Annotated in this window: 17 protein-coding genes; 5 read left to right on the top strand and 12 right to left on the bottom strand. The window is 67.7% G+C overall.

From position 1 onward, the window contains the following. Nucleotides 1–16: 16 nt before the first annotated feature. From ccmI to HOP52_RS03405, 4 genes are read right to left on the bottom strand one after another with little or no spacing between them, the layout of a single operon-like run. Nucleotides 17–910 (bottom strand): c-type cytochrome biogenesis protein CcmI, encoded by an 894-nt coding sequence (gene ccmI / locus HOP52_RS03420; protein ID WP_238975861.1) that lies wholly within the window; start codon nucleotides 908–910, stop codon nucleotides 17–19. A gap of 16 nt (nucleotides 911–926) precedes the next feature. Continuing rightward, nucleotides 927–1,424 carry a cytochrome c-type biogenesis protein gene (locus HOP52_RS03415; protein WP_238975860.1) on the bottom strand — a complete coding sequence of 166 codons (498 nt, stop codon included), beginning with the start codon at nucleotides 1,422–1,424 and terminating at the stop codon, nucleotides 927–929. Further along, nucleotides 1,421–1,972 carry a DsbE family thiol:disulfide interchange protein gene (locus HOP52_RS03410; protein ID WP_238975859.1) on the bottom strand — a complete coding sequence of 184 codons (552 nt, stop codon included), beginning with the start codon at nucleotides 1,970–1,972 and terminating at the stop codon, nucleotides 1,421–1,423. The genes HOP52_RS03415 and HOP52_RS03410 overlap by 4 nt, the downstream gene beginning before the upstream one ends. After that, nucleotides 1,969–3,975: a heme lyase CcmF/NrfE family subunit gene (locus tag HOP52_RS03405; RefSeq protein ID WP_238975858.1), complete on the bottom strand. Its 2,007-nt coding sequence runs from the start codon at nucleotides 3,973–3,975 to the stop codon at nucleotides 1,969–1,971. Before HOP52_RS03405 ends, HOP52_RS03410 begins: the two co-directional genes overlap by 4 nt. A 501-nt stretch (nucleotides 3,976–4,476) precedes the next feature. Between HOP52_RS03405 and HOP52_RS03400 the strand changes: the two genes are divergently transcribed. Beyond that, the gene (locus HOP52_RS03400; protein WP_275298061.1) at nucleotides 4,477–5,007 is read left to right on the top strand and encodes a peptidylprolyl isomerase; all 531 of its coding nucleotides are present in this window, start codon (nucleotides 4,477–4,479) and stop codon (nucleotides 5,005–5,007) included. 108 nt (nucleotides 5,008–5,115) lie between these two features. Here the strand turns inward: HOP52_RS03400 and HOP52_RS03395 are convergent, their stop codons facing one another. Both HOP52_RS03395 and hemE read right to left on the bottom strand, forming a co-directional pair. Beyond that, nucleotides 5,116–5,517 carry a VanZ family protein gene (locus tag HOP52_RS03395; protein WP_238975857.1) on the bottom strand — a complete coding sequence of 134 codons (402 nt, stop codon included), beginning with the start codon at nucleotides 5,515–5,517 and terminating at the stop codon, nucleotides 5,116–5,118. Beyond that, the gene (gene hemE, locus HOP52_RS03390) at nucleotides 5,510–6,592 is read right to left on the bottom strand and encodes a uroporphyrinogen decarboxylase (RefSeq protein WP_238975972.1); all 1,083 of its coding nucleotides are present in this window, start codon (nucleotides 6,590–6,592) and stop codon (nucleotides 5,510–5,512) included. Before hemE ends, HOP52_RS03395 begins: the two co-directional genes overlap by 8 nt. A gap of 168 nt (nucleotides 6,593–6,760) precedes the next feature. On the opposite strand from hemE, the gene ribA reads away from it, so the two are divergent. Then, nucleotides 6,761–7,396 carry a GTP cyclohydrolase II gene (gene ribA / locus HOP52_RS03385; protein ID WP_238975856.1) on the top strand — a complete coding sequence of 212 codons (636 nt, stop codon included), beginning with the start codon at nucleotides 6,761–6,763 and terminating at the stop codon, nucleotides 7,394–7,396. Between the two features lie 9 nt (nucleotides 7,397–7,405). Here ribA and dxs read toward each other — a convergent pair whose 3' ends face one another. From dxs to HOP52_RS03370, 3 genes are read right to left on the bottom strand one after another with little or no spacing between them, the layout of a single operon-like run. Further along, nucleotides 7,406–9,334 carry a 1-deoxy-D-xylulose-5-phosphate synthase gene (dxs, locus tag HOP52_RS03380; protein WP_238975855.1) on the bottom strand — a complete coding sequence of 643 codons (1,929 nt, stop codon included), beginning with the start codon at nucleotides 9,332–9,334 and terminating at the stop codon, nucleotides 7,406–7,408. 28 nt (nucleotides 9,335–9,362) lie between these two features. After that, nucleotides 9,363–10,253 (bottom strand): farnesyl diphosphate synthase, encoded by an 891-nt coding sequence (locus HOP52_RS03375; protein ID WP_238975854.1) that lies wholly within the window; start codon nucleotides 10,251–10,253, stop codon nucleotides 9,363–9,365. Further along, complete coding sequence (locus tag HOP52_RS03370; protein WP_238975853.1) at nucleotides 10,237–10,530, bottom strand: exodeoxyribonuclease VII small subunit; 294 nt, start codon at nucleotides 10,528–10,530, stop codon at nucleotides 10,237–10,239. Before HOP52_RS03370 ends, HOP52_RS03375 begins: the two co-directional genes overlap by 17 nt. Nucleotides 10,531–10,741: 211 nt before the next feature. Here HOP52_RS03370 and serA point away from each other — a divergent pair, with 211 nt between their 5' ends. After that, a complete protein-coding gene (gene serA / locus HOP52_RS03365) occupies nucleotides 10,742–11,992 on the top strand; it encodes a phosphoglycerate dehydrogenase (RefSeq protein ID WP_238975852.1) in 1,251 nt (416 codons plus the stop codon). Between the two features lie 221 nt (nucleotides 11,993–12,213). Here the strand turns inward: serA and HOP52_RS03360 are convergent, their stop codons facing one another. Together HOP52_RS03360 and HOP52_RS03355 are read right to left on the bottom strand one after the other, a co-directional pair. Next, nucleotides 12,214–14,184, bottom strand: coding sequence for an ATP-binding protein (locus HOP52_RS03360; RefSeq protein ID WP_238975851.1), 1,971 nt, complete (start codon nucleotides 14,182–14,184; stop codon nucleotides 12,214–12,216). Nucleotides 14,185–14,340: 156 nt separating this feature from the next. Beyond that, a complete protein-coding gene (locus tag HOP52_RS03355; protein ID WP_238975850.1) occupies nucleotides 14,341–14,664 on the bottom strand; it encodes a hypothetical protein in 324 nt (107 codons plus the stop codon). Nucleotides 14,665–14,854: 190 nt separating this feature from the next. Here HOP52_RS03355 and HOP52_RS03350 point away from each other — a divergent pair, with 190 nt between their 5' ends. Then, nucleotides 14,855–15,775, top strand: a complete 921-nt coding sequence (locus tag HOP52_RS03350) for a DMT family transporter (protein WP_238975849.1) — start codon at nucleotides 14,855–14,857, stop codon at nucleotides 15,773–15,775. Nucleotides 15,776–15,779: 4 nt separating this feature from the next. On the opposite strand, the gene HOP52_RS03345 is transcribed toward HOP52_RS03350, so the two are convergent. Then, entirely contained in the window at nucleotides 15,780–17,024 is a 1,245-nt protein-coding gene (locus HOP52_RS03345; protein ID WP_238975848.1) for an amino acid deaminase, read from the bottom strand. Between the two features lie 113 nt (nucleotides 17,025–17,137). Here HOP52_RS03345 and HOP52_RS03340 point away from each other — a divergent pair, with 113 nt between their 5' ends. Further along, on the top strand, nucleotides 17,138–17,929 hold the full coding sequence (locus HOP52_RS03340) for an enoyl-CoA hydratase (protein ID WP_238975847.1): 792 nt from the start codon (nucleotides 17,138–17,140) through the stop codon (nucleotides 17,927–17,929). Nucleotides 17,930–18,053: the final 124 nt, after the last annotated feature.

Raw genomic sequence — 18,053 nt, 5'->3', positions numbered from 1 at the left:
GGGTATGCAATCGGAATCAACCTTCCTCAGCCGCCCGGGCGAGCTGGGCCAGGTTGCCGCGGATGATCTCGGCCTCCGGGGAGTCCTCATCCAGGGTCCCCAGCAGCCGCTCCCAGTGGCGCCGTGCGGCATCCAGTTCGGCGGCCTGGAAGGCCTGGGTACCGGCCATCCACAGCCCCTGAGCGTGGTCGGGGTCCAGCGCCAGGGCCTGCTCGATCAGCGCCATGGGCTCACCCGCGAGGCTGCCCTGACGCTCCGCCAGTACGTCCGCGTAGCGGGTCAGCAGGTCCGGGTCGCGTTCGCCACCGTGGCGCATCGCCTCGCGGAAGGCGCGCTCCGCCGCCTCCAGGTCGTCGAGAAAGACCAGGGTCCGGCCCAGCAGCACCCAGCTTTCGAGGTCCTCCGGCTCCTGGGCCAGCCGCCCCTGGAGCTGCTGCGCGAGCCGCTCGAATTCACGCTGTAGCTGCTCGTCGGAGGGCGGCGCCTCGCGGGGGGCCGCCTGCATCTCGCCCGGCGGCAGCTGGGTGGCGAAGACCTCGTCGGCGTGGCCCACGCTGAGGTAGATGCCTACCGCCAGGAAGGGCACCGCGGCGACGCTGGCGAAGGCCGCCACCCGGGGCAGGCGCCCGACGCCAGGTCCCTTGGCGGGCACTTCCTCCGGGTCGACGGCTCCGCTGTCGAGCAGCTCGCGCTCCAGGTCGGCCAGGGCGATGTCATACTGCGCCCGAGTCAGGGTCCCGGCCGCCAGGTCCTGGTCCAGCTCGCGGACCCGGTCGCGGTGCACCGCCAGGTTGACCGCCCGCTGGGTATCGGCGTCGTCGCCTGGCGGCTCGCGTAGCAGCGGCACCACCACGAAGGCCAGGGCCAGCAGGCACAGAGCCAGGGCAAACAAGAGAAACAGACCGTTCATCACTAACCTCCCGGCGTCACTCGCCGCGATTGAGTCGCTTGAGCGCGGCGCGCTCCTGCTCGGTAAACTCGGGGCGCTGGGCCATCTGTCGGCGCCCGCGAATGATCTGCCACCAGAAGCCGGCGCCGATCAGCGCCAGCAGGAAGGGGCTGGCCCACAGCACTGCGGTATTGGCCTGCACCGGCGGGCGGTAGCGCACGTAGTCGCCGTAGCGGGCCACCATGAAGTCGACGATGGCGTCGCCGTCGTGGCCGTCGAGGGTCATCTGGTAGACCCGGCGACGCATATCGGCGGCAAGCTCGGCGTTGGACTCGTGAATGGTCTCGCTCTGGCACACCGTGCAGCGCAGCTCGCGCACCAGGGTCTGGTACTGGCGCTGCTGGGCCTCGGTCTCGAACTCAATGGGCTCGCCGATGGCCACCGCCATGGCCAGGCCCGCCGGCAGCAGCCAGGCGACCAGGGCGGCCAGCCACAGCGGCAGGCGGCGCAGCGGTTGGTGAGGGCAATGGCTCATGTCTGGGCGGCCTCCTGCTCCTGTTCGGCGCGAAGTTTCTCGACCAGCGGCAGCACCTCGTCGAGCAGCAGCTGGCGGTTCAGCGGGCCGATGCGCTTGTAGCGGATGACGCCACGGTGATCGAGCACATAGGTCTCGGGCGTGGCGTAGACCCCCCAGTCCATGCCGGCATCGCCGCTCGGGTCATAGGCGATGACCTCATAGGGGCTGCCGCTGACGTCCAGGTAGCGCACCGCCGCCTCGCGCTCATCGCGGTAGTTGAAGGCGTGAATGGGGATGCCGCCCCGGGCCAGCTCCATCAGCAGCGGCTTCTCGGCGCGGCAGGTGCTGCACCAGGTGGCCCAGACGTTGACCAGCGCCACCTCGCCGATGAAGTCCTGCTCGGTGAGGGTGCGCCCGGCGTCCTCCAGCGCCTCCAGCTCGAAGGGCGGCGCCGGCTTGCCTACCAGCGGCGAGGGCAGGTCGCGGGAATTCATCCCCAGGCCGATGAACAGCAGCCCCAGCAGGGCGGATACCGCCACCAGCGGGATCAGCAGGCGTAGCTTCATGAGGAGGTCACCTCGCGGGCGGCCATGGCGTTGCGGGCCTCGGCTTCACGCCGGGCGCCGGCGCGATTGCGCACCAGCCGATAGCGCTTGTCGCAGGCGGCCAGCAACCCGCCGATGGCGAGCAGGATGGCGCCGGTCCACATCCAGAACATGTAGGGCTTGTAGTAGAGCCGGAAGCTCCAGGCGTCCCCCACCAGCCGCTCGCCCAGCGAGACATAGACATCGCGGGTCGGCGCACGGTGCAGCGAGGCTTGGTGCATGGGATTCTGGGGCTGGGTGTCGTAGTAGCGCCGCTGGGGCAGCAGGGTGGCCACCGGATTGCCGTTGCGGGTCACCTCGACCACCGCCTGGTCGGCGTCCCAGTTGGGGCCACGCACCGCCTCCATGCGCTGCAGGGCGAAGTCGTAGCCGGCCGCCGAGGCGCTTTGCCCGGGCTCAAGGCGCACATCGCGCTCTACCTCGTAGGTGTTCACCATGGCGATGGCCACCACGATCAGCGCCAGCCCCACATGGGCCAGGTGCATGCCCATGAAGCTCGGGCGCATGACCTTCCTGAGGCGGGTCGCCAGCGGCTGGCGGGCGCTGCCCATGCGCTTGTGGATATCCAGCAGGGCGGTGAGGATGATCCAGGTGGCCAGCATCAGCGAGAGCGCCGTCAGCGGCCGCCAGGCGCCCACGGTGAGCGGCCAGAGCCCGCCGGCGATCACGCTCACCGCCAGCACCCAGCGCAGCTGGCGGAAGGTCTGCCAGGGGTCGGCCTGCTTCCACATCACCGAGGGGCCGAGGCCCACCAGCAGCAGCAGCGGCAGCATCAGCGGGGCGAACACCGCGTCGAAGTAGGGAGGGCCCACGGAGATCTTGCCGAGCCCAAAGGCATCCAGCGCCAGCGGGTAGAGGGTGCCGATGAATACCGCGGTGCAGGCCACCGCCAGCAGCACGTTGTTGGCCAGCAGCAGCGACTCCCGCGAGTACCAGTGGAAGGCCCCGCCGAGCCCCACCCTGGGCGCCCGCCAGGCATAGACGGTCAGCGAGCCGAGCAGGGTCAGGGCCAGCATGCCGAGGATGAACACCCCGCGCTCGGGGTCGGTGGCGAAGGCGTGGACCGAGGTGATTACCCCCGAGCGCACGATAAAGGCCGCCAGCACGACCAGCGCGAAGGTGATGATCGCCAGCATCAGGGACCAGACCTTGAAGCCGCCGCGCTTTTCTGAGACCGCCAGGGAGTGGATCAAGGCGGTGGCGGTCAGCCAGGGCAGGAAGGAGGCATTCTCCACCGGGTCCCAGAACCACCAGCCGCCCCAGCCCAGCTCGTAGTAGGCCCACCAGCTGCCGATGGCGATTCCCATGGTGAGAAACACCCAGGCCACGGTGGTCCAGGGCCGCGACCAGCGTGCCCAGGCGGCATCCAGGCGGCCGCCGAGCAGGGCGGCGATGGCGAAGGCGAAGACCACCGCCGTGCCCACGTAGCCCATGTAGAGCAGCGGCGGGTGCAGGATCATCCCCGGGTCCTGGAGCAGCGGATTCATGCCGCGCCCGTCGGCCGGACCGGGCACGATGCGATCGAAGGGGTTGGAGGTAAAGACGGTGAAGGCGATGAAGCCCACCGAGACCATCCCCAGCACCCCCAGCACTCGCGCCAGCATCTCGCGCGGTAGCGACTTGCTGAAGATTGCCACGGCGACACCCCAGGCGCCCAGCAGCCAGACCCACAGCAGCAGCGAGCCCTCGTGGCCACCCCACACCGCTGTAAACTTGTACATCAGCGGCTGAGTCAGGCTCGAGTGGCTGGCCACATAGCGCACAGAGAAGTCGCTGACCACGAAGGCCCAGGTCAGCACCGCGTAGGAGAGCGTCAGGAAGACGAACTGGCCGGCGGCCAGAAAGCGACCGGTGCGCATCATGCGCGCATCGCCCCGCTGGGCGCCGAGCAGCGGCAGTATGCTCTGGACCAAGGCCAGGCACAGCGCCAGAATGAGTGCAAAGTTACCGAGTTCCGCCACCATGGATTGGCTACCTCCCGCCTGAATCGACCGAGACAGGATCACCGCACGGTCGGTCAGGATCTGAATATCCCTGGCCGAGGCAGCTGTCGCTTCCGGAAACACTGCCCAAATGCCTACACGAGCGAATCGCTGCGTTGCGCGGTGCGCGGAATCCTCACATATACCCCATATGCTCCGGTTCCTGTGCTCCGTGCGCCTTGCGCTTCATCTCGCTCGGCGATTTGTTCAGCGATTCCTTCCGTACCGGAAAGCCGCCGACTCGACCTGCATGACTGGGATGGTCCGGGGAAAGCCGCATAAAATCCATACGGGATACTTCTTTACTCCGGTCACTTCTGACCCACGTCAAACAATCCCCCGTGGCCGGATGTCGCAGCGCCGATCCCTGCTATGCGATGCCTGACAGCGCCGCCCGGAGCGCTTAAGCTGGCAGCCTATCCATCCTTACAGGAGCCCACCGTGCTGAAACGTACCCTGCTGACCCTTTGCGTGGCCGGCACCCTGCCGCTCGCCGCCCAGGCCGACAACGTCGATGCCGACGTCATCCTGCACACCAACCATGGCCCCATCGCCATCGAGTTGTTCCAGGAGAAGGCCCCGGAGAGCGTCAACAACTTCCTGATCTACGTGCAGGAGGGCCACTACGACGGCACCCTCTTCCACCGCGTGATCGACGGCTTCATGATCCAGGGCGGCGGCTTCGACGAGGACTTCCGCCAGAAGCCCACCCGCGACCCGATCACCAACGAGGCCGACAACGGCCTTGCCAACGAGCGCGGCACCCTGGCCATGGCGCGCACCGGTGCCCCCCACTCCGCCACCGCCCAGTTCTTCATCAACGTCGCCGACAACGCCTTCCTCGACCACCAGAGCAAGCAGTCCGGCCAGACCTGGGGCTATGCGGTCTTCGGCCAGGTGGTGGACGGCATGGAGGTGGTCGACGCCATCCGTCAGGTACCGACGCGCACCCAGGGGCCCTTCCAGGACGCCCCGGAGACCCCAGTGATCATCGAGCGCGCCGAACTGCCCTAACCCAGTTGCCGTAGCCGAGCGGCCACGCCGACACAGCGGCGCCCCGCCACCTTTGCGGTGACGGGGCGCCGATCGTGCTGGGAGAAGGCGCAAGGCGGGTCGTGGCGGTCAGTCCCGCCGACCGGCCCTGTGGTGGCGTAGGGCGTAGAGCACCAGCGCGGCCGTGCCCGCGCCCAGGGTATTGGCGAAGATATCGGCCCAGTCGCCGCCGCTGCGGCCCGGCACCGGAATCTGCAGATACTCGATGACGATGCCGTAGAGCACCACGCCGACAAAGGCGATGGGCAGCCTCACCCCGGCGAGCCCGGCCAGACCCGCGAGGCCGCCGTAGCCGACGAAGTGGTTGAACTTGTCCCAGGGCAGGGTCTCGGGCATCTCGCTGCCCGGGGTCAGGCTGCCCACGGCGATCAGCAGCGCCGCCACGACGGCCAGCACCGCCCACAGGCGGTGCCGGTCACTGCTGTCACACCAATACCAGAGCCTTCGCCAGAAGCCCGGCGTCTCAGGCATGCTGGTGCTGGATGGCGCGATGATACCTGGGGCTCAGCTCGTGCAGCGCCTCCATGAAGGCGGTGACGCGATCCGGGTCGGTGAACTGGCTGATACCGTGCCCCAGGTTGAACACATGCCCCGGGCCATGCCCGTAGCTGTCGAGGATGCGGGCCACCTCGGCACGGATGGCCGCGGGCCGGGCGAACAGCACGTTGGGGTCCAGGTTGCCCTGCAGCGCCACCTTGTGGCCCACCCGGGCACGGGCGTCGGAGAGCTCGGTGGACCAGTCCAGGCCCACCGCATCCGGGCCCGCCAGGGCGATGTCCTCGAGCCACTGACCGCCGTTCTTGGTGAACAGGATCACCGGCACCCGGCGGCCGTCATGCTCGCGAATCAGCCCGGCGACGATCTGCTCCATGTAGCGCAGCGAGAACTCCAGATAGGCCGGCGTGGAGAGCGCCCCGCCCCAGGTGTCAAAGATCTGCACCGCCTGGGCGCCGGCGCGAATCTGGGCGTTGAGGTAGTCGGTGACCGCGCTGGCCAGGGTATCGAGCAGCTCGTGCATCACGCTGGGCGTGTCGTAGAGCATGGTCTTCACATGGCGGAAGTCCTTGCTCGAGCTGCCCTCGACCATATAGGTGGCCAGCGTCCAGGGGCTGCCGGAGAAGCCGATCAGCGGCACGCGGCCGTTCAGCTCGCGGCGAATGGTCGAGACGGCGCGCATCACGTAGTCCAGGTCGCGCTCGGCATCCGGCACCTTGAGCGCCGCGACCTCGGCCGCGGTGCGCACCGGCTTGCGGAATTTCGGCCCCTCGCCGGTCTCGAAGTAGAGCCCCAGCCCCATGGCATCGGGGATGGTGAGGATATCCGAGAACAGGATGGCGGCATCCAGCGGATAGCGCTCCAGCGGCTGCAGGGTCACCTCGCAGGCCAGGTCCTGATGGCGGCACAGGTCCATGAAATCGCCGGCCTCGGCGCGGGTGGCGCGATACTCCGGCAGGTAGCGGCCGGCTTGACGCATCATCCACACCGGGGTGCGGTCTACCGGTTGACGCGCCAGGGCGCGCAGAAAGCGATCGTTCTTGAGTTCCATGCAGGCGGTCATCCACAGGAAATGTCGCGACATTGTAGCGCATCGTTTGGCGCTCGGCTTGACCGAGGCCAAGGTCCTGACCGAGAGGCAGTCGTGAGCGCGGGCGAGGTTCCTGATAGAATGCGCCTTCATCTCCGGCACCGCCGTGGTTCATCACCGAGGTACCCCGTGACGATTCGATTCATCGCCGCCTCCCGGCTGCCCACGCCCTGGGCCACCTTCACCATGCACGGCTTCGAGGACGAGGCCACCGGCAAGGACCATATCGCCCTGACCCTGGGCGACGTGGCCGACGGCGCGCCGGTGCTGGGGCGGGTGCACTCCGAATGCCTGACCGGAGACGCGCTGTTCTCGATGCGCTGCGACTGCGGCTACCAGCTGCAGGAAGCGCTCAAGCGCATCGCCGATGAGGGGCGCGGCGTGCTGCTCTACCTACGCCAGGAGGGCCGCGGCATCGGCCTGCTCAACAAGATCCGCGCCTATCACCTGCAGGACCAGGGGGCCGACACCGTGGAGGCCAACGAGCAGCTCGGCTTCGGCGCCGACCTGCGCCGCTACGACCTCTGCGTGCCGATGCTCGAGCACCTCGGCATCGCCGGCCTGCGGTTGATGACCAACAACCCGCGCAAGGTCGATGCCCTGACCCAGGCCGGCGTCAACATCGTCGAGCGGGTGCCGCTGACCACCGGTCTTAACCCCCACAACGAGCAGTACCTCTCCACCAAGGCCGGCAAGCTCGGCCACATGATGGCGCTGGGCGACTTCACCCAGGCCAGCGATGTGGATATCGAGCGCAAGGGCTGAAACACGTTCTCACTCGCCCAGCCGGGCTCGGATCGCCGCCTCGATACCGGCGGCGTCCAGCCCGCACTCGGAGAGCAGTTCCGCCGGCTTGCCGTGCTCGACGAAGGCGTCGGGCAGGCCCAGCTGAAGCAGCGACACCGACACGCCCTCGGCGGCCAGCAGCTCGCCCACGGCGCTGCCGGCGCCGCCGGCCACCACGTTTTCCTCCAGCGTCACCAGCAGGTCGTGCTCGGCGGCGGCGGCCAGGACCGTCTCCCGGTCCAGGGGCTTGATGGAGCGCATGTTGATATGGGTGGCATCCAGCGCCTCGGCCACGGCCGCCGCGGGACCGTTGAGGCTGCCGAAGGCCAGCAGCGCGACGCGGCCACTGTCGCCACCGGCCTTGCGGCGATGCTGCGCCTTGCCGATGGGAAGGGGCTCCAGGTGGCCGGGAATCGCGGCGCCGGGCCCGCTGCCGCGGGGATAGCGCACCGCGGCGGGACCGGGGTGGTGGTAGGCGGCGCTGAGCATGGCTCGGCACTCGGCCTCGTCGGCAGGGGCCAGCACCACCAGGCCCGGCACGCAGCGCAGGTAGGAAAGATCCAGGCTGCCGTGGTGGGTCGGGCCGTCCTCGCCCACCACGCCGGCGCGGTCGATGGCGAAGGTCACATCGAGATGTTGCACCGCCACGTCGTGGATCAGCTGGTCGTAGCCGCGCTGCAGGAAGGTGGAGTAGATCGCCACCACCGGCTTGGCGCTCTCGCAGGCCATGCCGGCGGCGAGCGTCACCGCGTGCTGCTCGGCGATGGCCACATCGAAGTAGCGCTCCGGGTACTCCCGGGAAAAGCGGATCAGGTCGGAGCCCTCGCGCATGGCCGGGGTGATGCCGATCAGCCGCTCGTCGACGGCGGCCATGTCGCACAGCCAGTCGCCGAAGACGTTGCAATACTTGGGGGCTTTTTTCTTGGCCGGTGCCTGGGGCTTGAGCGGTGGCGGGGCTTCGCCGTTCTTCTCCGGCTCACTCTTTTCCAACTTCGTGATGGCGTGATAGCCGATGGGGTCGGCCTCGGCGGGCAGGAAGCCGCGCCCCTTGCGGGTCTTGACGTGCAGGAACTGAGGGCCCTCCAGGTCGCGGATATTGCGCAGCGTCTGCACCAGGGTCGGCAGGTCGTGGCCGTCGAGGGGGCCGATATAGTTGAAGCCCATCTCCTCGAACAGCGTGGCCGGACTGACCATGCCCTTCATGTGCTCCTCGGTGCGCCGCGCCAGCTCCAGGGCCCCCGGCAGGTGCGCCAGCACCTTCTTGCCCTCCTCGCGCATGGCCAGATAGGGCTTGCTGGCCAGGATACTGGCCAGGTAGCTGGCGATGCCGCCGACGTTCTCGGAGATCGACATCTCGTTGTCGTTGAGTACCACCAGCAGGTTGGCGTCCACGTGGCCGGCGTGGGCCAGCGCCTCGAAAGCCATGCCGGCGGTCAGGGCACCGTCGCCGATCACCGCGCAGACCCGGCGCCGCTCGCCACCGGTGCGGGCCGCCAGGGCCATGCCCAGCGCCGCCGAGATCGAGGTGCTGGAGTGGCCCACGCCGAAGGTGTCGTACTCGGATTCGGCGCGCCGCGGGAAGGCGGCCAGCCCACCGTACTGGCGAATGCTGGTCATCGCCTCGCGGCGGCCGGTGAGAATCTTGTGCGGATAGGCCTGGTGGCCCACGTCCCATACCAGCCGGTCGCGGGGCGTCTCCAGGGCATGATGCAGGGCCACGGTGAGCTCCACTACCCCCAGGCCGGCGCCGAAGTGGCCGCCGGAGACCCCCACGCTGTAGAGCAGGTAGGCACGCAGTTCGTCGGCCACCTGCGCCAGCTGGCCGGCGTTCATGGCCCGCAGCGCGGCCGGCGTGTCCAGGGTGTCGAGCAGCGGCGTGGCCGGGCGCTCGGCGGGAATGTCGTCGTAGAGCTTCATGTGGGCATCTGTCTGTCAGGGAAGCGCATCAGTGGTCACGTTCGATCATGTAGCGGGCCAGTTCGGCCAGCGGCGCGTGGGTATCGCCGAGCGGCGCCAAGGCCGCGACTGCCTCGTCGACCAGCTCGCCGGCCCGGGCACGAGCGCCGTCGAGTCCCAGCAGGCTGGGGTAGGTCGGCTTGTTCCGGGCCGCATCGGCCCCCGACGCCTTGCCCAGGGTATCGGCATCGCCGGTCACATCGAGCACGTCGTCGTGGATCTGGAAAGCCAGGCCGATGGCGCGCGCATAGGCATCCAGCGCCGCCACTCGGGGGTCGTCCTCGGCCACCGCGGTCAGCGCTCCCATGCGCACCGCCGCGCGGATCAACGCCCCGGTCTTGTGGGCATGCATGGTCGCCAGCGCCGCGACGTCCGGGTGCCCCCCCACCGCGGCCAGATCCAGCGCCTGCCCGCCCACCATGCCGTCGCGGCCGGCGGCTTCGGCCAGGGTCAGCATCAGTGCCGGCAGCCGCGGGTGCTCGGCGCGGGCCAGCAGCTCGAAGGCCAGGGTCTGCAGGGCATCCCCGGCGAGAATCGCGGTGGCCTCATCAAAGGCGCGATGCACCGTGGGCTGGCCGCGGCGCAGGTCGTCGTCGTCCATGGCCGGCAGGTCGTCGTGCACCAGCGAGTAGGCGTGGATCAGCTCAACGGCGGCAGCGGGCGCATCCAGCCGCTCATCGGTGGCCCCCAGGGCGCGACCGGCCAGGTAGACCAGCACCGGACGCAGTCGCTTGCCCCCCACCAGCAGGCCATGGCGCATCGCCGCCTCGAGCCGCACCCCGGGTGCGGTGCGCCCCTCGAACAGCGCGGCAAGGCAGGCGTCCACCCGGGCACGGTCGGCGGCCAGGCGCGCCGCCAGTGAGTCAGCGTTCACTATCATCCTCCGCCGATGGCGTGCTGAAGGGATCGAGATCGATGCCGCCATCGGGGCGCTCGATCAGGGTGCGCACCCGCAGTTCGGCTTCGTCCAGCCGCCGCTGGGCATCGCGGGTCAGGCGCACTCCCTGCTCGAAGGCGGCAAGCGACCCTTCCAGCGAGAGTTCGCCGGACTCCAGCCGCTCCACCAGCTGCTCGAGGCGCTCGACGGTGGTGGCGAAGTCGACGGCGGCCGTCTCGCTGGTCGTCGACTCGGTGGGTTGCTCGTCACGCTCTGCCATGGGTCTCGTGCCCGTCGCCGATATATACAGGGGCCACAGTATACACGCTCCCCCCCGGGGGTCGTCTGCCTAGCGTCGACCAAGGTGCAGCGCGTTCATCTTCGCAGCGCAGCATTTTCATCTTCCCGACGCCCCACTGTGCTACCATAAGCGCCCTGTTTTCCCACCTGATCCAGCACGGCTCGCACCACACCAAGGGGTTGATTCGACCATGGCCAAAACGTCCCTGGACAAGAGCAAGATCAAGATCCTGCTGCTCGAGGGCGTCCACCAGAGCGCGGTGGACAATTTCCTGAACGCCGGTTACACCAACATCGAGCATCTGCCGACCTCGCTCGACGAGGCGACGCTGCGCGAGAAGATCCGCGACGTCCACTTCCTCGGCATTCGCTCCCGCACCCAGCTCAATGCCCGGGTCTTCGAGGCAGCGGAGAAGCTCGTCGCCGTCGGCTGCTTCTGCATCGGCACCAACCAGGTCGACCTCACCGCCGCCCTGACACGCGGTATCCCGGTGTTCAACGCCCCCTACTCCAACACCCGCTCGGTGGCCGAGCTGGTGTTGGCCGAGGCGATCATGCTGCTGCGCGGCATTCCCCAGAAGAATGCCCGTGCGCATCAGGGCGGCTGGCTGAAGAGCGCCAAGAACTCCCACGAGGCCCGCGGCAAGACCCTCGGCATCGTCGGCTACGGCAACATCGGCGCCCAGCTCTCGGTGCTGGCCGAGTCGCTGGGCTTCAACGTCATCTACTACGACGTGGTGACCAAGCTCGGCATGGGCAACGCCAACCAGGTGGCGAGCCTCGAGGAGCTGCTGGCCCGCGCCGACGTGGTCAGCCTGCACGTGCCGGAGCTGGCCTCCACCAAGTGGATGATTGGCGCCGAACAGCTGGCGCTGATGAAGCCCAGTGGCATCCTGATCAACGCCTCCCGCGGCAGCGTGGTGGTGATCGAGGACCTGGCCGAGGCACTCAAGGCCCAACGCCTGTACGGCGCGGCCATCGACGTCTTCCCGGTGGAGCCCAAGGGCAACGAGGAGGAGTTCGTCAGCCCCCTGCGCGGCCTGGACAACGTCATCCTCACCCCGCACATCGGCGGCTCGACCCTGGAGGCCCAGGAGAACATCGGCATCGAGGTCTCCGAGAAGCTGGTCACCTACTCCGACAACGGCACCACCGTCACCTCGGTCAACTTCCCCGAGGTCGCGCTGCCGGCCCACCCGGACAAGCACCGCCTGCTGCACATCCACGACAACGTGCCCGGCGTCCTTTCCGAGATCAACCGGGTGCTGTCGGAGAACAACATCAACATCTCCGGCCAGTACCTGCAGACCAACGACAAGGTCGGCTACGTGGTCATCGATGTCGACAAGGCCTACGGCCCCCAGGCGCTGGACGCCCTGCGCCACGTCGAGCACACCTTGCGCGTGCGGGTGCTCTACTCCGAGACCAATTTCGAGGAGTGAAGGCTCAGCGGCCCCTGGCCGGGCCGAGCACGCCAACGCCGCCGTGTCGCCTCGACACGGCGGCGTTCGTTGTGCTGATGGCGACCGCTGTAGTCGCCAGCGATGATGCCAACTCCTCGGAGACGCTGCGTACACGTCCGCATGCTAGTTGCCATAGCTCACGCGGCCATCGCGCAGGGAGAGCAGAAGTTCCAAACCCTGGAGGCACACGTTTGCGGTGTTCATTCGGCCTCCCTTGGGCCGTCTGGCGTCACATAGGCTTGGTCAGGCCGGTTGGGATCATCCTGGTACCGATATACCAGCTCACCCTCCTGGCGCATCGGTGTAATATATTCTTTTTGCAGGTATTCCTGATTTCGCTGCAGTAGCAGAGCGAGCTCGGCCGCACGATATGGCCGCTCGGCACACAGGGCTCGAAGCACCTCACGTACTCGACGCTTATCTCGTGAGCGCTGTCCGATTGCCTCAAGACGGGAAACCAGCCATTCAGGTAGCTCAGCCACCAGCAAGTTCCTAGATAAGCTCCCTGACTCCGGAGGTAAGCTCCCTGACCCCGGAGGCAAGCTCCCTGACTCTGGAGGTAAGCTCCCTGACTCCGGAGGTAAGCTCCTTGACTCCGGAGGTAAGCTCCCGGGGTTGCCAGGCAGGGCCTCGTCCTCCAGCGGCAAACCGACTTGGCTATCCCAAAGGAGAGCTGCACCGCCCGCTGAATCAGGGAAGTGCTCGCCAGGCACGTAATAAGTTGCGGCCCCTCTTGGCACCTGCTGAAGAATACTCAAATCTCGCAGGCGCGTGAGCTGCTGGCTAGCCGCCAGGGTATCGACACGGTTCTGGTCCCGATAGTCGGCGTTGGTGATCCGCCCCGTCTCCCTCACGAACAGCAGCGCACGACACTCCTCCTCGGAAAGCGCCCAGTGGCGGAAGTGCTTTAGCCATTCGACCGCTTCAGCGTCCAGGAAATGCACAAACAGCAGCGTCGCCATGAAGCGATCTTCATTCCGCACCGACTCGAAGACCGGTGGCGTCAGCCCCGCCTGCTCCATCTGCCGTCGCATGACGCGGATACCACTACCTTTGGTTTCCGCGTAGCCAATCTCATGGAGCACGGTGGCCACCACGGGATTGCGCCAGGCGCTTCCGGGCTGGCCCAGTTGCTCAGCCGGCTTGAGCGAGTAGCCGGGGTTTCGTATCTCGATGCGGTTGCTGAACCGAATGACCTGCACAGGCTGGTTGGCACGATAGTTGCGATGCATCACTGCATTAACGATCGCCTCTCGTATCACCTTGGCAGGAATCAGCGGTTTATCTTCTCGCCGAATACTGCCCTGGGGAAGGTGAAAGGCCGAGGGCAGATCATCCATCACAGCGGCCGAGGCGCGGTTGACTAATCGTGGCAGGGTGTCGCGCATGTCGAGGGTGGTGAAACGCTCATCGGGATTCTCGATCCACTCCTTCCCGGTCACACGGATATAGTCGACCCGGTGAGCAGGCATCAGCCGACGTATGGCCATGCGCCGACCGAACAGCAGGATGCCGGCCAGAGTAGGCGTCAGCTCGCCATGCTGCCAAACTGCCGCTCCCAGTGCCTCGAGCAGCTCATCGTCGCTGTAGCCGAGTTCCTCAGCACTGGGGTTCATCTTGCTGCGATCGCGACGATAATCATTGATGGCATCCGGATCGATGTCATCACGGCGTGCGCCGGGTGGCACCGAGCGGTCGAACTCGACCTGGGCGCGCTGCTGATAGAGGAGCTCCAGATCATGCTCGTTGCAGCGATAGTCTCCGTTGGGGCCACGCCGCCAGGCGGCCTTGGGCAGCGCCGATTTCTTGAAATAGATCGGCTTGTCGGCTGGGCGCGCCTCCGGCACCTGAATTACGACCAGCCGCTGACCCTCGATGAACTCTGTCACCGCCTGAACCCGCAGCGGCACATTGAAAACCGAGGCACAGGAGGTCTGGAGGTCGTTCAGTAGCGCATCCGGGTCTGGAACGCCTTCGACACGATAGTGGCCCTGGCCATCACCGGCGACGCCCAGCAACAGGTAGCCACCATTCAAGCCCGGCTCGTTGGCGAAGGCACAGATAGTCTCCAGCATCGACTTGCCGAACTGCTGGCCGCGCTTAGCCTCGATGCGCTCGGACTCGTCCAACAGGCGCAGCTGCGCCAGCAGCTGTGCAACGGAAGCTGTCATGAGCTTGCCTCCTCCGCCTTCTGGCGCCTACGGTGCCTGGGCACTGCCGCTTGCTCTGTGCCACCCGTTCGGCATGGATCTGCGCCAGCAGCTCACTGGCCGGCTCATCGCTCGCATCCTGGGGCACCAGTCGAACCAGCGGCCGGCAAAGCCGTGTTACAGGCGCTGGATCTCGATCAGATGGCCGATGATGGGAAAGCCCGCCTTCCTCGCGGCCTTCTCGGCCTCGAGCTGGGCTTCCAGCTTCGAGATACTGGTGGAGCGATGCTCGAAGACGGTATCCCGCTCGAGGGGGCGGGTGCGCACGGCCAGCTTGACGACGTGACCGGTCTTGAGCGCCTTGGCCGGCTGGCCGGGCGAGCGTGACGCCTCGCTGCGGCGCGCCTTGGGGGCTTCGGTCCTGGCCCCCTTGTCCGGCTTGAGAAAGGCGTCGATCTCACGCCGCATGTTGTGTTCGAAATCACTCAGCTCTGTTCCCATCACACCTCCCAGGACACATGTCATGGCGCTGAGTGTACCAGAACTTGGCGGGACGACGGGGTCGGCGAGGCCAAGGGCGACACCCGCCGGCAAAGCGACTGGCAAACGCGGTTCGACGCGGCAGTGTTTCTTGTGCTAACTGTTAATGTCCGAACAATTTTCTGCCTGCGGACAACCAAAGGGACCCTGGATGCCGACCGGAGCCGCCTATCTGATCGTAGTGCTGGTGTGGGCCACCACACCGCTGGCCATCAAGTGGAGCGCCGAGGCCGGCGCTCCCGTCGGCAGTGTGATGCTGCGCATGTTGATCGCCTTCCTGGCAGGTCTTTTGGTCATGGCGGTGCTGCAGCGCGGCGCAATGCGCTACGACAGGGCGGCACTAGCGAGCTACGCCGCCGCCGTGCCGGGGGTGTTCGGCGCCATGGCGCTGAGCTACCACGCCTCGATGACGCTGCCCTCGGGCATGTTGTCGGTGATGTTCGGCATGGCGCCGCTGATCTCGGGGCTGATCCTCCAGGCACTACCCGGCGCGGTGCGGCTGCGCCGCTGGCACTGGATCGGCTGCGCCCTCGGCGTGGTAGGTCTGGCGGTGGTGTTTGCCGACAGTCTGGCACTCGGTGGCGACCAGTTGGGCGCCCTGGCGATGATGCTGGCCGCGGTGACCCTGTTCAGCGGCAGCGGCATCGCCGTTCAACGCGTTGCCGCCGGCCTGAGGCCGCTGCAGCAGACCCTCGGCGCCCTCGCCCTCAGCCTGCCGTGCTTCTTGATGCTGTGGCTGGCCAGCGGCGAACCCGCCGCCGTGCCGCTGACCACCCGCGGCCTGTGGGCGGTGTTCTACCTGGCGCTGTTCGGTTCACTGCTGGGCTTTCTCTGCTACTTCCTGATCCTCTCGCGGCTGCCCGCCGCCACCGTGGCGCTGGTCACCCTGATCACCCCGATCCTGGCGCTGGGCCTGGGCATGACGCTCAATCAGGAGCAGCCCTCGGCCTCCATGCTCGCGGGCGCGGGCCTGATCCTGGTGGCACTGGGCGCCTACCTGTTCGGCGACCGGCTCACTCGGCTGAAGGCCGCGGGCGAGGCCGCCCGAGCCGATCTCGAGCAACGCCGCTGAGCGCTCAGAAACAGGTGGCGATCACCTCCTCCACCGCCAGGGCCTCGTTGACCCGACACAGCCGGCGCCACTTGTCGAAGGTCAGGCAGGGGTGAGAGGCGCCGAAGGCGATGATATCGCCGACCCGCACCCGGCCGTTAAAGGCCACTAGCTCCTCGTCCCGGGGCAGCGCCACGAAGGCATGCTGGTCCATCAGCCGGGTCACCCGCCAGCCGTCGACCGGCAGAACCCGTTCGGCCTCTCCCCCTTCGCGATAGCGGCGCAGCGGCTCCGGCAGCTGATCGTGGGCGATATCGCGCTTGCCCAGCCCGACGATCGCCAGTCCCGGCTCGGGCAGCGACACCACCTGGGCGAAGACCTCCAGCGCCGGCTTGAGCCCACGGTCGAGCTCCGGGCGCCGCCCCAGCACGTCGCGCTGGGCCTCCCGGTAGATGCCGTGATCGTGGACCACATAGCAGCCGGGGCGCAGCACCGGCACGAAGTGTGCGCCGAGGCGCGCCTCCTGGAGCACCTTGGCGATGAGGTCGTACCAGGCCGACCCGGAGGCGGTGATCAAGGGGGCCGGCGATTCGATCAGGCCGTCGTGATCCAGCGCCTGGGCGGCCTCGACCAGGTGCCAGGCGTAGGCGCGCACCGCCTGCACCGGGTCGTCGCCGTACACCACGCCTTCATAGCCCTCCAGCCCGGCCAGCACCAGCGACTGTTCGCTGTCCACCAACTCGCCCAGCGCCATCACCTCGTCCTGGTCGCGACAGCCGCAGCGGCCGCCCTCAACGCCCAGCTCGATCAGCACCTTCAGGCGCAGGCCGCGGGCGGCAAAGTAGCGCCCCAGCTGGCCGACATTCTCGGCGCTGTCCACCACGCAGTAGATGTCGGCGCCGGCCTCGACGAGGTCGGCGATGATGGCCATGTTGGCCTCGCCCACCAGCTGATTGGCCATCAGCAGACGCATGACGCCGTGGGCGAAGGCCGCCCGACACTGCGGCGCCGTGGCCAGGGTGATGCCCCAGGCCCCGGCGTCCAGTTGGCGCTGGAACAGCGCCGGGGCCATGGTGGTCTTGCCGTGGGGCGCCAGCCGCGCCCCGTGGGCGTCGGCGAAGCGCTGCATCCAGGTCAGGTTATGGGCCAGCGCCGGCTCATGGATCACCGCCGCGGGCAGGCTGACATCCGCCAGCAGCCGGTTGCCGGTCTGGGGCATGCCCTTGTGCAGGGTCTCCCCCTCCGGCGGATAGCGAGTGGAATCGGTCATGGCTCTCTCCCGGGCAGCGCGACGGTGGCACCGTCTTTGGTCGCAAGGGTAACGAAGCCCGCCCTCTACCGGCTAGGCTAATGGCGGGCCATTTCTTATAGAAGGATACGACAATGCCGGTTTCCGACACCGACCGCCCGGTGATTCGCCACGACGAGGCCGGGGTCGCCACCCTGACGATGAACCGTCCGCGCCAGTTCAATGCCCTCTCCGAGGCGATGCTCGAGGCCCTGGGCCAGGAGCTTGCCCGTCTCGCCGAAGACGATCGGGTGCGCTGCGTGGTGATCGCCGCCGAGGGCCGCGCCTTCTGCGCCGGCCACGACCTCAAGCAGATGCGCGCTCATCACGACGAGGCCTACTACCGGGCGCTGTTCGCCCGCTGCGGCGAGGTGATGCAGCGCATCGTCGCCCTGCCGGTGCCGGTGATCGCCCGGGTACAGGGGCTGGCCACGGCCGCCGGCTGTCAGCTGGTGGCTAGCTGCGACCTGGCGGTGGCCGCCCGCTCGGCACGCTTCGCCGTCTCGGGCATCAACGTCGGGCTGTTCTGCTCGACCCCGGCGGTGGCGCTATCGCGCAACGTTGGCCGCAAGCGCGCCCTGGAGCTGCTGTTCACCGGTGAGTTCATCGATGCCGAGACCGCCTGCGACTGGGGGCTCGTCAACCGGGTCGCCGACGACGAGGCGCTGGATGCCGCCCTGGCCGAGCTGACCGCCAGACTCTGCGCCAAGAGCGCCGTGGCCCTGCGCACCGGCAAGGCACTGTTTCAACGCCAGCTGCAGCTGCCGCTGGACGAGGCCTACCGGCTTGCCGGTGACACCATGGCGGCCAACATGATGGCCGACGATGTCGGCGAGGGCATCGACGCCTTCATCGACAAGCGCCCGCCGCGCTGGCGTCACCGCTGAAAGCGGTAAAATGGAAGGCATTTCCGGACTCAAGACAAGGCCGGGCGGAACGGGTATCCTGACGGCATGCCCTTTAAACCGGCCAGGTAGGAGCCTGTCGGGCTCCTAGGCCAACCGGACGGAG

The organism is Billgrantia campisalis, from assembly GCF_022341425.1.
In the GTDB taxonomy this organism is placed as follows: Bacteria; Pseudomonadota; Gammaproteobacteria; order Pseudomonadales; family Halomonadaceae; genus Halomonas; species Halomonas campisalis.
Note: the sequence above shows the minus strand (reverse complement) of the source record. Positions and strands in the feature narration are given on the sequence as shown.